Here is a 13,225-nt window from a genome sequence, read left to right on the forward strand (position 1 = left end):
TTAAATATAATATACAAATTAAAAGAAGTGCCGGCAGTGGGACTTGAACCCACACGATGTTGCCACCAACAGATTTTGAGTCTGCCTCGTCTGCCAATTCCGACATGCCGGCGTTTGAACTTTTACTATGATATCATGATTCTGACAGATTGGCAAGAAAAATTTTACATATTTTTATAAGATATTTTTTTATAAGATACTTTTATAGTTCATTGACAATGTGATGAACGGAAACAGGGAGGGGAAAATGAAAAAAAACAAAACAATAAGGATACTTCGGATTTTATGTGCAATGCTTTGCTGTATCTGTCTGGTGGGAACGTTGCCTGTGGAAAATGTGAGTGCAGCCACCACACCGGTGAAGAAAAACGGACGCCTTAGTGTAAAGGGTACGAGACTGGTCAATTCCCAGGGAAAGGCTGTGGTATTAAAAGGGGTCAGTACCCATGGAATCAACTGGTTTCCCCAGTATGTGAATAAGGCTGCGTTTAAAACACTGAGGGATAACTGGGGTGTGAACTGTATCCGGCTGGCAATGTATACGGAAGAATATAATGGTTATTGTTCCGGAGGAAATCAGGCAGAACTGAGAAAACTGATCAACAATGGTGTGAAATATGCCACAGAACTGGGAATGTATGTGATCATTGACTGGCATATTTTAAGCGACGGAAATCCTGTGAAAAATAAAAAGCAGGCAATGTCATTTTTTAAATATATGGCAAAGAAATATAAAAACCAGAACAATATTTTTTATGAAATCTGCAATGAGCCTAATGGGGATACATCCTGGAACAGGATCAAAGGCTATGCCTCATCTGTTATAAAAATCATCCGCAAATATGATAAGAAAAATATTATTCTGGTGGGAACACCTACCTGGTCCCAGGATGTAGATGTGGCAGCAGACAGTCCTATCAAAGGATATTCCAATATTATGTACACTTTTCATTTTTATGCAGCTACTCACGGTGACAGCTATAGGCAAAAAGTGCAGGCTGCTATTCAGAAGGGACTGCCGGTTTTTGTCAGTGAATTTGGAATCTCTGAAAGTTCCGGGAATGGCAGAATTGACAAAAACGAAGCAAATAAGTGGATGCAGTTTCTGAAGAAAAATAAGATCAGCTATGTCTGCTGGAGCCTGTGTAATAAAAATGAAAGCTGCTCACTGCTGAAAAGCTCCTGCAGCCGGACGGGAAATTTCAAAAAATCGGATTTGTCCCAGGCTGGCTTGTGGTATAAGTCTGTAAAATGACAGAGAGATGGAAGAATCTGATTTCTAAAAAGTTTATGAAATTCTCATGAAATTTTCGGCCTTTTATTGAAAATTACATGAATAAGTGATATGGTACTTGTTACAAAATAACAAATGGAGGAATTGCCAATGAACTTTGATAATAAAAAGCCAGGCAGAAAACCGCTTTATGTCTATTATATTATTGCTGCGGTTATTATAATTCTGCTGAATGTGCTGCTTCTTCCTGCAATTGAGGGAAGAAAGGTACAGACCACAGATTATAACACCTTTCTCACTGGCGTAGAAAAAAATTATGTAAAAGCAGTTGAGATTCAGGATAATTATATTTATTACGAAGTTGAGAGTGATGGACAGGAGTTATATTGCCGGACAGTAAAGGTGAATGATCCGGAGCTGGTAGACAGACTTCACGATGCAGGCGTAAAATTTGAAGCAGTTGCACCTCAGCAGACATCTATCTGGGTGAGTATTCTGGCTGGATATGTACTGCCTATCCTTATCTTCGTTCTTCTGGGACGCTGGCTTAGCAAGAAGATGATGAGTTCCATGGGCGGAGGACCGGGAGGTGCTATGTCCTTTGGAAAAAGTAATGCCAAAGTATATGTAAAATCATCTACAGGTATTAAATTTGCAGATGTTGCCGGAGAGGAGGAAGCAAAGGATCTGTTAAAGGAGATAGTAGATTATCTTCATAATCCTCAGAAATACAGAGAAATTGGTGCGTCCATGCCAAAGGGAGCCCTGCTAGTAGGCCCTCCGGGAACAGGTAAAACTCTTCTGGCAAAGGCTGTAGCAGGCGAGGCAGAGGTTCCTTTTTTCTCTATTTCAGGTTCAGAATTTGTGGAAATGTTTGTTGGTATGGGAGCAGCCAAGGTTCGTGATCTGTTTAAACAGGCTAATGAGAAGGCACCCTGCATTGTATTTATTGACGAGATAGATACCATTGGTAAGAAACGAGATGGTGCAGGATTTACAGGTGGTAATGATGAGCGTGAGCAGACATTAAACCAGTTGCTGACAGAGATGGACGGTTTTGATGGTTCCAAGGGTGTTGTGATCCTTGCCGCCACTAACAGACCGGATTCTCTTGATCCGGCTCTTCTCAGACCTGGCCGTTTTGACAGACGTATTCCGGTAGAGCTTCCGGATCTGAAGGGAAGAGAGGATATCCTTAAGGTTCATGCTAAGAAGATTAAAATTGCAGATTCTGTCCGCTTTGATGAAATTGCCAAGGCTGCAGCAGGAGCTTCCGGCGCAGAACTTGCCAATATTGTAAATGAAGCTGCGCTCCGTGCAGTTCGTGACGGAAGAAAATTTGCTACACAGGCTGATTTTGAGGAGAGTATTGAGGTAGTTATTGCCGGATATCAGAAGAAGAACAGAGTTCTTTCCAACAAGGAAAAACTTATTGTAGCTTATCATGAAATCGGCCATGCGCTGGTTGCTGCAAAACAGACAGAATCCGCACCTGTTCATAAGATCACAATTATTCCGCGTACTTCAGGTGCCCTGGGATATACCATGCAGGTAGATGACGGTGACCATTATCTTATGACAAAGGAAGAATTGGAGAATAAGATTGCTACCTTTACAGGCGGCCGTGCAGCAGAGGAACTTATTTTCCATTCCATTACTACAGGAGCTTCCAATGATATTGAGCAGGCTACCAAGATTGCCAGGGCTATGATCACCAGATACGGTATGAGTGAGGATTTCGATATGGTTGCTATGGAAAATGTTACCAACCAGTATCTGGGAGGAGATTCCAGTCTTGCATGTTCCTTTGAAACACAGACACTTTTGGACAAGAAGGTTGTGGATCTGGTGAAAATGGAGCACCAGAAAGCACTGAAGATTCTGCAGGACAATATGGGAAAGCTTCATGAGCTTGCAAAATATCTGTATGAACATGAGACTATTACAGGGGAAGAGTTTATGAAAATCCTGAATGATCCCCTTCCTTCTGTGAATACCGGGACTGCAAAGCAAGAGAATACAGAAGAAAATACAGAAGAGAATACAAAAGAGAATACAGAAGAATAGAAGACATATTGACAAAAAGTTATGTAGAGAAAGCAGCAGGAGAAGAGTGCCTGCTGCTTTTTTCGGTGGTCAGGATTCTTGTTACTGTTCACTGATAGTATCCCGCGAGGTGTTTTTTGTGAGCGAAGGTCACAGAAAACCTGAGACATACCGCGCGAATTTATGCGATTAGCATAAATCCTGTGCATCGCGAAGCGTGTTATTGGGCGCGGAGTGAACAGTAACGGATTCTTCCTTGTAAATCAGACCGGGTTCAGTTATAATAGGAACAATGAAATGAAGTTTAGCCGGTTGACAGAGAAAACAGGACAGTCAGAAAGAAGGGACGTTATGAACTGCCGTACTGCAGAGGGAATGGTAAACGGATATATTAATCATGAACTTTCTTTGAAGGAGCTGGAGGAATTTTTGGATCATATCCAGACATGTTCTTCCTGTTATGATGAATTGGAGACATATTTTATTGTTTATGAGGCCATGCAGCAGTTGGATGACAATGACAGCGGATCAGTGATGGATTTCAAGAGACTTCTGGAACAGGATATTCGGAAATCCAGACGATATATCCGTAAGAAAAAATTAGGCCGTTTTTCAGTGGGAGTCCTTTTGTGTATACTGATCGTGGCTCTGGCAGCGTTTATGGTATATGTGGTGATGCAGATAATTCGTATTATCTGATCGCTAAATGAAGAGGTTGTTGTATGATTGGAGGAACTTATGAGTGAAAAAATATTACTGATCGACGGACATAGTATTTTAAACAGGGCTTTTTACGGTCTGCCGGATCTGACTAATTCTGAAGGAAAGCATACAGGGGCAGTCTATGGCTTTCTGAATATTCTTTTCAGAATTCTGGAGGAGGAAAAGCCACAGTATCTGACTGTGGCCTTTGATCTTCACGCACCTACCTTCCGTCATAAAATGTATGAGGCATACAAAGGAACCCGTAAACCCATGCCTGAGGAACTGAGAGAACAGGTGCCCTTGATCCAGGAAATACTTACTGCCATGGGTGTAAAAATTGTTACTATGGAGGGCTATGAAGCAGATGATATTCTGGGAACTTTGGCCGGTAGAAGTGAGAAGAAAGGGATGGATGTGATCATTCTCTCAGGAGACAGGGATTTACTACAGCTTGCCACTGAGAAAGTAATGATCCGCCTTCCAAGAACTGTAAGAGGGAAGACTACCATAGAGGATTTTCATGCAGAGCAGGTGCTGGAGAAATATCAGGTAACACCACCTCAGATTGTTGATCTGAAGGCTCTTATGGGAGACAGCGCAGATAATATCCCCGGAATCCCGGGAGTTGGTGAGAAAACTGCTACAAAGATCATAGCGGAATATGGCTCTGTTGAAAATGCCCATGAACATCTGGAGGAGATCAAACCCAACCGCGCAAAGGAATCTCTCAGAGAGCATTATGATCTGGCACAGCTTAGTAAAGCATTGGCTGCAATTAATACAGACAGCCCGGTGGAGTTTGACTATGAGCAGGCGAAGCTTGGAAATCTTTATACACAGGATGCATTTTTGCTTTGTAAGCGATTGGAATTCAAAAATTTACTGGGTCGTTTTGATTCAGAAAATGCACAGCCACAGCAACAGATGCAGGAATTTTTCAGCTGCAGTGATCTGTCCGGATGTGAAACCCTTTTTGACAGAGCTGCAAAGCAGGAATATGTGGGAGTTTCGCTGGTTGCAGAGCAGGGACAGGTATTTGGTGTGGGACTGGCACTGGATAGCGAGGAAGTTTATTTTATACCTGTGGAGGGACTGCTTACAGAGAATTATCTTTGTGGAAAGCTTCAGCAGCTTTTACAGAAATCCTCCCATGGAGCTTTGACAATCTGCTCCATGGATGTGAAATCCATGCTGAAATATGTAGATGGTGAGGATTTTGGTGAGATTTTTGACACAGGAGTAGCTGCTTATCTTCTGAATCCGCTGAAATCATCATATACCTATGATGATATTGCAAAAGAATATTTAAATGGCCGGCTTCTTCCGTCCAGAGAGGAACTGCTGGGAAAAATGACCCTGGAAAAGGCATGGCAGCAGAGCGAGGACGGGCTGGTAAATATGGCCTGTTATATGGCGTATACGGCACTTGTGAGTAGAGAACCTCTTTGCGAAGCGTTGAAAGAAACGGACATGTGGAGAGTTTACACAGAAATTGAGCTTCCTTTGATTTTTACATTGAATTCCATGGAAAAATGGGGAATCAAAGTAAAGGGAGAGGAACTGAAAAGCTACGGAGAGAGACTGAATATTCGGATCGCAGAGCTGGAACAGCTGATCTGGAAACAGGCGGGAGAGGAATTTAACATTAATTCTCCCAAACAAATGGGAATCATCCTTTTTGAAAAGCTGGGGTTAAAGGGTGGAAAGAAAACAAAAACAGGTTATTCTACAGCTGCTGATATTCTGGAGAAGCTGGCACCGGAGTACCCGATTGTGAAAGATATTCTGGAGTACAGACAGTTAACAAAACTGAAATCCACCTATGCAGATGGGCTGGAAAAGGTGATCGAAAAGGACGGAAGAATCCATTCAACCTTCAATCAGACCATTACTGCTACAGGACGTATCAGCAGTACAGAGCCTAACCTTCAGAATATTCCTGTCCGCATGGAATTGGGACGCCTGATCCGAAAGGTTTTTGTACCGGAGGATGAGTATGTATTTCTGGATGCAGATTATTCCCAGATTGAGCTGCGTGTGCTGGCACATATGTCAGGGGATGAGAAGCTGATTCAGGCTTACCGTGAGGCACAGGATATTCACAGACTGACGGCGTCACAGGTATTTCATGTGCCTTTTGATCAGGTAACTCCTTTGCAGAGAAGAAATGCCAAGGCAGTTAATTTTGGAATTGTGTATGGAATCAGTTCCTTTGGACTCAGCCAGGATTTAAGTATTACAAGAAAAGAAGCGGCTGATTATATTGAAAGATATTTTGAAACTTATCCTAAAATCAAGGGATTTCTGGATGAGCTGGTGGAACAGGGCAAGAAAAAGGGCTATGTGACAACCATGTTTGGAAGACGAAGACCAATTCCGGAATTGAAGTCCAGCAATTTTATGCAGCGTTCTTTTGGGGAAAGAGTTGCCATGAATTCTCCTATTCAGGGAACGGCAGCAGACATTATTAAAATTGCCATGAACCGTGTCTATAAGCGACTGAAGGAAGAGGGATTGCGTTCCCGTCTGGTATTGCAGGTTCATGATGAGCTTCTTATAGAAACTTATAAAGAAGAAATTGAACAGGTTTCTGCAATCCTGGAGGAAGAAATGAAAGGAGCTGCGAACCTGTCAGTAGAACTGGAAGTGGATATGCACCAGGGCAATAACTGGTATGAAGCAAAGTAAGAACCTTTGGGTTACTGTTTACTGGTAATATCCCGCGAGGTGTTTTTGGTGAGCGAAGGTCACAGAAAACCTGAGACATACCGCGCGAATTTATGCGTTTAGCATAAATTAAGTTTGCGAAGCAAACGATACTCCTTGGGCTTTGCACAAGGAGATTCATATTTCCTGCATCGCGAAGCGTGTTGCTGGGAACGGAGTGAACAGTAACACTTTGGGTATTGTAAGGCAGAGGAACCATTGGTGGATATCTTGTTAGGAGTATAAATGATTACAATAGGGATTACCGGCGGAGTGGGAGCCGGCAAGAGTACAGTGCTGGATTTTCTGGAACAGGAATATCAGGCATATGTGATGAAAGCAGATGAGATAGGTCATCTGGTGATGGAACCGGGACAATCCTGTTACGAACCGGTAATTGCATTATTTGGAAAACAAGTTATAAAAAATGACAAAACTATTGACCGCAGACTGGTTTCGGATGTAGTATTTTCACATCCGGACATGCTTGAGAAATTAAATCACATTATTCATCCTGCGGTGAAGGAATACATCCGCAGACAGCTTGCCCTGAAAAAGGAAGAGGGACAGAGAATCTGTGTGGTAGAAGCAGCCCTTCTTCTGGAGGATCATTATGAGGAATTTTGTGATACCGTCTGGTATATCCGTACGGATTCAGAGATCCGTATCCGCAGGCTGATGGAAAGCCGGGGATATACCAGAGAGAAATCAATGAGTATTATAGCCAGTCAGGCACCGGAAGAATTTTTTAGAACGCATACAGATTATGTGGTTACAAATAATACTGATCTGGAGGATACCTGGCAACAGATCAGGGAAGGAATTAAAAAATATGAGACTTTGTAGTATTGCCAGCGGCAGCAGTGGGAACTGTATTTATGTAGGCTCTGATCAGACACATCTGCTGGTAGATGTAGGAATCAGTGGTAAGCGCGTGGAGCAGGGACTGAATGAGCTGGAGCTGACAGGAAGAGATATTGACGGTGTTCTGATTACCCATGAGCATTCGGATCATATTAAAGGACTGGGAGTGCTTGCCAGAAAGTATCAGATACCTGTTTATACCACAGGAGGTACGGTGGATGCCTTGTCCAGAATGAACCTTGGGAAAATGCCGGAAGGTATTTTTCATGAGATCAGGGAAGATGAGACATTCTCGGTGGGAGATCTGAAAATAGATCCTTTTACGATTTCTCATGATGCCGCGCAGCCGGTGGGATACCGTATAGAATGTGATGACCACTCTGTGGGAATTGCCACAGACCTTGGAAAATATAATGAATACATAATTGAGAATCTCCAGAATCTGGATGCCCTTCTTCTGGAGGCAAACCATGATATTCGTATGCTTCAGGTGGGAAAATATCCTTATTATCTGAAACAGAGGATTCTGGGAGACAGAGGACATCTTTCTAATGAAAATGCAGGCAGACTTTTATGCAGGCTTCTTCATGACAACATGAAAGCTATTTTTCTGGGACATTTAAGCAGAGAAAATAACTATGAAGAGTTGGCCTATGAGACTGTGTGCTCAGAAGTAACCTTAGGTGACAACCCTTATAAGTCCCGTGATTTTAAAATACAGGTGGCAAAGAGGGATTGCATATCAGAAGTAATTACAGTGTAGAAAGGACAAAGAACTTATGAAAAAAACAATCATTACCGTAGTAGGAAACGACACAGTGGGGATTATTGCAAAGGTTTGTACTTATCTTGCAGACAACAATGTAAATATTCTTGATATCTCCCAGACCATCGTACAGGGATACTTCAACATGATGATGGTAACAGATGCCACAAAATGTGAAAAAGATAATGGGGTTCTTGCAAAAGAACTGGAAGACCTTGGAAATCAGATCGGCGTAGTGATCCGCTGCCAGCATGAAGATATCTTCAATGTAATGCACAGAATCTGAGAAAACATACAAGGGAGAAAAATAAAATGATCAATATTTTTGAAGTAAATGAAACCAATAAAATGATTGAGCAGGAGAATCTGGATGTGCGTACCATTACAATGGGAATCAGCCTTCTGGACTGTATCGACAGTGATCTTGAGACCTTGAATAAAAAGATTTATGACAAGATCACAACCTGCGCCAAAGATCTGGTATCTACAGGTGAGGCAATTTCCATGGAATATGGGATCCCCATCGTAAATAAAAGGATTTCCGTAACTCCCATCGCTCTGGTCGGTGGTGCTGCATGTAAGACAAAAGAAGATTTTGTGACAATTGCAGAGACTCTGGATAGGGCTGCAAAGACAGTTGGGGTCAACTTCATCGGCGGTTATTCTGCTTTGGTAAGCAAGGGAATGACTCCTGCAGAGAAACTTCTGATCGAATCTATTCCGCAGGCACTGGCAAAAACCGAGCGTGTCTGCAGTTCTGTAAATGTGGGCTCTACACGTACAGGTATTAATATGGATGCTGTCAAACTGATGGGAGAGATTGTTCTGGAAACAGCTCAGGCAAGTAAGGAACAGGATTCTCTGGGATGTGCGAAGTTGGTTGTATTCTGTAATGCACCGGATGATAATCCGTTTATGGCAGGTGCGTTCCACGGTGTGACAGAGGCAGATACGATCATCAACGTAGGTGTCAGCGGACCCGGTGTTGTTAAGACTGCTCTGGAACAGGTTAGAGGTAAGGATTTTGAGACTCTTTGCGAAATGATCAAGCGTACTGCTTTCAAGGTAACACGTGTTGGACAGTTGGTAGCCAGAGAGGCTTCCAAGCGTCTGGGTGTGAAGTTTGGTATTGTGGATCTGTCTCTGGCTCCCACTCCTGCCATCGGCGACAGTGTTGCTGAGATCCTGGAGGAGATTGGTCTGGAGCATGCAGGTGCACCGGGTACAACAGCAGCTCTTGCTCTGTTAAATGACCAGGTGAAAAAGGGCGGCGTTATGGCTTCTACTGCAGTTGGTGGTTTAAGTGGTGCATTTATTCCGGTCAGTGAGGATCAGGGTATGATCGATGCTGTAAATGCAGGGGCACTGACTCTTGAGAAGCTGGAGGCTATGACCTGTGTATGTTCTGTAGGTCTTGATATGATTGCGATTCCAGGAGATACCAAGGCTTCCACTATTGCAGGTATTATTGCAGATGAGGCAGCTATTGGTATGGTAAATCAGAAGACAACAGCTGTACGTCTGATCCCGGTTATCGGTAAGGGCGTTGGAGAGGTTGTTGAATTTGGAGGATTGCTTGGTTATGCACCGATTATGCCGGTGAATCAGTTCTCCTGTGATGCGTTTGTGCAGAGAGGCGGAAGGATTCCAGCGCCGATCCATAGCTTTAAAAACTGATAAAAAAGGCCGGAAACTTCGGAAAAGGAGTTTCTGGTTTTTTTGTTCAAGAGGGACGCGGGGCGGAAAATATTTTGTCTGGGGTGCGGTTTCGGAGCCTAAGATATTCTAAGCCGCCAGAAATCTGCTAAAAGCATGAGCCGTCCTGTCAAACTCGCTCCGCCTCCGACTTCGCTCAGACAGTGAGGCAGACGGCTCATAACGCAGATTTCTGGTGGCTAAGAATATCTAAGACTCCTGCAAATGCACCCCAGACAAAATATTTTCCGCCCCGCTGGTATCTGTTTTTAACTATAGAAATTCTGACGCAGGACTGCACGCTATGAAGGATTGGATTGTTTGCATTATTTTATAGAATTGCTATAAATAAAGGAAGTATTTTGCTTTAAAGGGACTCCAATACATGGAGGAGCCGGGTGTTGTCTTCGGGGTGCATGATGCAGAAGCGGATGTATTCGCCGTCCAAGCATTCGAAGGAGGAGCAGTTGCGGATCATGAGGCCCTGGCGGATGCAGGTGTCGAAGATGTCCTGGGAGGTCAGGCCGGGCTTCTGGATTTTCAGGAGGAGGAAGTTGGCATAGGTTGGGTAGGTTTTGTAAGTGGGAGTATTCTCCAGTGCTTTGAGCAGGCGGGTGCGTTCTGAGAGGATGAGGTCCCGGGTCTGGCGGATGTAGGTTTTGTCCTGGAGCATCAGTTCGCCGGCCAGGGCTCCCAGACTGTTGAGGGACCATGGTACCTGTTTTTCTTTCATTTTTTTGAGAAATTCCAGGTTCCCGGTGATTCCGTAGCCCAGACGCATGCCTGGGGCTGCGTAGAATTTGGATACGCCGCGGAGTACCATCAGGTTCTGGAATTCTCTGGTGAGGCTAATGGCGGTAATTTCATTGATATCCGGGGCAAACTCTACATAAGTTTCGTCGATCATTACGAAAATGTTCCGTTCATTGCAGAAGGAAACGATTCTGCGCAGGTCGTTTACCTTAATTGCAGATGAGGTAGGATTATTTGGGTTGCAGAGGATGAGAAAATCATATTTTCCCTCCAGAGTGTGACAAAGATCATCTACGTTGAGGACAAAGTTATCCTCTTCGCGCAGATGATAATATTCCTGTGTACTTCCGGAGAAGGAGAGCTCCCTGGCGTATTCTGAATAGGTCGGACCCAGGATAAGGGTGTGCTTTGGATTTTGTTCCTGTATCAGCAACGCGATCAGTTCGCTGGAACCATTTCCCGGCAGGATGAATTCAGCAGGAATATTGCAATATTCTGAAATTGTGCTGCAAAGTGAAGTGTAATTTCTGTCAGGATAAGAAGACAGGATATCCAGACGCCCTGCAAGCTGTTCCTTTACATGCTCAGAAAGCCCCAGAGGGTTTACATTTGCCCCAAACATAATGATATCTTCTCTGCGAAGTCCGTAAATCTCGCAGACTTTCTCAATGTCACTTCCGTGAAATTCTATTTTAGCACTCATAATAAAGCCTCACAATCTGTTATAATAGTTCTGAATATGTGATATCTGAAATATAGTATATCATTTTTGTGCTTTTGTTTCCAGAAAAACAAATCATTTCTTGTCATATATTCAGACAGATGGTAAAATGAACCTATAATTATCATATTAAACCTCAGGCAGAAAATTCAAAAAACTCTTGACATATCTGCATTACCGTGGTAAAGTAAACACATCAAAACCGATGAGAAAGAAGAGTAAGCAACCAAGGATCATTACAGAGAGCAGCAGGTGGTGGGAAGCTGCATGAGACTGATTGTTGAATGGCCTTTCGAGGGCGGTCCGAAATCTTAATAAGCGTGAGAGTAGGCACCGACGGGAACCGAACCCGTTATAAATCAGGAGTGTATGTTTGTACATGAGAAAGTGGACGTTTCGTCAATTTGAGTGGCACCGCGATAATAAGATACTTATTACCGTCTCAAGCAAATGCATTGTTTGAGACGGATTTTTTATATATACAAAGCGGCTTTCACATCAGTTGGCACATCCGGTAAAAGGAATCCGGGAGTTCTTTCTCACAGACGGTAACAGGGGATTGGCATATATCCCTGAGGCTACGGCAGTTAAATATTATGAGCTGCTGAATCATTGATGTAGAGAGAGGAAAAAGACTATGAAGAAAAGAGTATTAGCAATCGCAGCAACAGCAATGGCAACTATGATGATGGCATCACCGGTTATGGCACAGGATTTCAAGATCGGCATCTGTAATTATGTAGATGACGCTTCCTTAAACCAGATCGTAGACAATATTCAGTCCCGTCTGGAAGAACTTGGCAAGGAAAAGGATGTAAACTTTGAGGTATCTTATGATAACTGCAATGCTGATGCCAATGTTATGGAGCAGATCATTTCTGATTTTCAGGCTGATAATGTAGATTTAATGGTAGGTGTTGCAACACCTGTAGCAATGCGTATGCAGTCCGCAACAGAAGGAACGGATACACCGGTTGTATTTTCTGCAGTATCTGACCCTGTAGGAAGTGGCCTTGTAGAGGATCTGGAGGCACCGGGAGCAAATATCACCGGAACCAGTGATTATCTTGATACAGCTTCTATTATGAAATTGATCCAGGCAGTAAATCCGGATGTGAAAAAAATCGGACTTCTCTATGATGTGGGACAGGATGCTTCCACTACAGCCATCCAGGAAGCCAAGGATTATCTGGACAAGGAAGGCATTGAATATGTAGAGCGTACAGGAACCACAACAGATGAGGTACAGCTTGCGGCAGATGCCCTGGTGGCAGATAAGGTAGATGCAATATTTACCCCGACAGACAACACCATCATGACAGCAGAGCTTTCTATTTATGAAAAATTTATTGAGGCAGGAATTCCACAGTATACAGGAGCTGATTCCTTTGCATTAAACGGTGCGTTCGTTGGATACGGTGTGGATTATGCAAATCTGGGACAGAAGACAGCAGATATGATCGCAGCAATCCTGGTAGACGGTGCAGACCCATCTGAAACACCGGTAGAAACCTTTGACAATGGTACAGCAACTGTAAATACAGAGACCTGCGAAGGGCTGGGACTTGATCTTGACACAGTTAAAAAGGAATTTGAGCCATTATGCACACAGGTAAACGAGATCGTTACAGCAGAGAGCTTTGATGAAGTAGAAAAATAATAAAGATGTTTGGATTGTGTTTTGATCGGACGTGAATTTGAACAAAATATTTTCTGAATTGAAATGAACAGCAGC

10 protein-coding genes, 1 tRNA gene and 1 other annotated feature are annotated in these 13,225 nt (G+C 43.3%); of the genes, 9 read left to right on the top strand and 2 right to left on the bottom strand.

Translation table 11 applies throughout. The annotated features are described in order from the left end of the window. Window positions 1-28: 28 nt before the first annotated feature. Window positions 29-112: transfer RNA gene (locus ACTNDS_RS08535), tRNA-Leu, on the bottom strand. A gap of 135 nt (window positions 113-247) precedes the next feature. On the opposite strand from ACTNDS_RS08535, the gene ACTNDS_RS08540 reads away from it, so the two are divergent. The 8 genes from ACTNDS_RS08540 to ACTNDS_RS08575 all read left to right on the top strand — a co-directional run bounded on the left by ACTNDS_RS08540 (window position 248) and on the right by ACTNDS_RS08575 (window position 9,998). Next, window positions 248-1,255, top strand: a complete 1,008-nt coding sequence (locus ACTNDS_RS08540) for a glycoside hydrolase family 5 protein (RefSeq protein WP_441035039.1) — start codon at window positions 248-250, stop codon at window positions 1,253-1,255. 129 nt (window positions 1,256-1,384) lie between these two features. After that, entirely contained in the window at window positions 1,385-3,301 is a 1,917-nt protein-coding gene (ftsH, locus tag ACTNDS_RS08545; protein ID WP_441035041.1) for an ATP-dependent zinc metalloprotease FtsH, read from the top strand. A 330-nt stretch (window positions 3,302-3,631) separates the two neighbouring features. Next, window positions 3,632-3,979, top strand: coding sequence for an anti-sigma factor family protein (locus tag ACTNDS_RS08550; RefSeq protein WP_441035043.1), 348 nt, complete (start codon window positions 3,632-3,634; stop codon window positions 3,977-3,979). Between the two features lie 39 nt (window positions 3,980-4,018). Continuing rightward, window positions 4,019-6,673 (top strand): DNA polymerase I, encoded by a 2,655-nt coding sequence (gene polA / locus ACTNDS_RS08555; protein ID WP_441035044.1) that lies wholly within the window; start codon window positions 4,019-4,021, stop codon window positions 6,671-6,673. 264 nt (window positions 6,674-6,937) lie between these two features. After that, complete coding sequence (gene coaE, locus ACTNDS_RS08560; RefSeq protein WP_441035046.1) at window positions 6,938-7,537, top strand: dephospho-CoA kinase; 600 nt, start codon at window positions 6,938-6,940, stop codon at window positions 7,535-7,537. Beyond that, entirely contained in the window at window positions 7,524-8,318 is a 795-nt protein-coding gene (locus ACTNDS_RS08565) for an MBL fold metallo-hydrolase (RefSeq protein ID WP_019161326.1), read from the top strand. Before coaE ends, ACTNDS_RS08565 begins: the two co-directional genes overlap by 14 nt. 16 nt (window positions 8,319-8,334) lie before the next feature. Beyond that, window positions 8,335-8,607, top strand: coding sequence for an ACT domain-containing protein (locus ACTNDS_RS08570; RefSeq protein ID WP_019161327.1), 273 nt, complete (start codon window positions 8,335-8,337; stop codon window positions 8,605-8,607). Window positions 8,608-8,633: 26 nt separating this feature from the next. Further along, window positions 8,634-9,998, top strand: coding sequence for a PFL family protein (locus tag ACTNDS_RS08575; RefSeq protein WP_173742971.1), 1,365 nt, complete (start codon window positions 8,634-8,636; stop codon window positions 9,996-9,998). 385 nt (window positions 9,999-10,383) lie between these two features. Here ACTNDS_RS08575 and ACTNDS_RS08580 read toward each other — a convergent pair whose 3' ends face one another. After that, entirely contained in the window at window positions 10,384-11,472 is a 1,089-nt protein-coding gene (locus ACTNDS_RS08580; protein ID WP_441035049.1) for a pyridoxal phosphate-dependent aminotransferase, read from the bottom strand. Between the two features lie 214 nt (window positions 11,473-11,686). Beyond that, window positions 11,687-11,938, top strand: a binding site (T-box leader). Between the two features lie 189 nt (window positions 11,939-12,127). Here ACTNDS_RS08580 and ACTNDS_RS08585 point away from each other — a divergent pair. Further along, a complete protein-coding gene (locus ACTNDS_RS08585; protein ID WP_441035050.1) occupies window positions 12,128-13,150 on the top strand; it encodes an ABC transporter substrate-binding protein in 1,023 nt (340 codons plus the stop codon). Window positions 13,151-13,225 lie beyond the last annotated feature (75 nt).

It is taken from the genome of Blautia sp. HCP3S3_C12, assembly GCF_052064155.1.
Lineage (GTDB): Bacteria > Bacillota > Clostridia > Lachnospirales > Lachnospiraceae > Blautia_A.

Bases quoted from the DNA above. Each gene is read 5' to 3' on its own strand.
- ACTNDS_RS08540 (WP_441035039.1), top strand. From the start codon at position 248: ATGAAAAAAAACAAAACAATAAGGATACTTCGGATTTTATGTGCAATG.
- ftsH (WP_441035041.1), top strand. From the start codon at position 1,385: ATGAACTTTGATAATAAAAAGCCAGGCAGAAAACCGCTTTATGTCTAT.
- ACTNDS_RS08550 (WP_441035043.1), top strand. From the start codon at position 3,632: ATGAACTGCCGTACTGCAGAGGGAATGGTAAACGGATATATTAATCAT.
- polA (WP_441035044.1), top strand. From the start codon at position 4,019: ATGAGTGAAAAAATATTACTGATCGACGGACATAGTATTTTAAACAGG.
- coaE (WP_441035046.1), top strand. From the start codon at position 6,938: ATGATTACAATAGGGATTACCGGCGGAGTGGGAGCCGGCAAGAGTACA.
- ACTNDS_RS08565 (WP_019161326.1), top strand. From the start codon at position 7,524: ATGAGACTTTGTAGTATTGCCAGCGGCAGCAGTGGGAACTGTATTTAT.
- ACTNDS_RS08570 (WP_019161327.1), top strand. From the start codon at position 8,335: ATGAAAAAAACAATCATTACCGTAGTAGGAAACGACACAGTGGGGATT.
- ACTNDS_RS08575 (WP_173742971.1), top strand. From the start codon at position 8,634: ATGATCAATATTTTTGAAGTAAATGAAACCAATAAAATGATTGAGCAG.
- ACTNDS_RS08580 (WP_441035049.1), bottom strand. From the start codon at position 11,472: ATGAGTGCTAAAATAGAATTTCACGGAAGTGACATTGAGAAAGTCTGC.
- ACTNDS_RS08585 (WP_441035050.1), top strand. From the start codon at position 12,128: ATGAAGAAAAGAGTATTAGCAATCGCAGCAACAGCAATGGCAACTATG.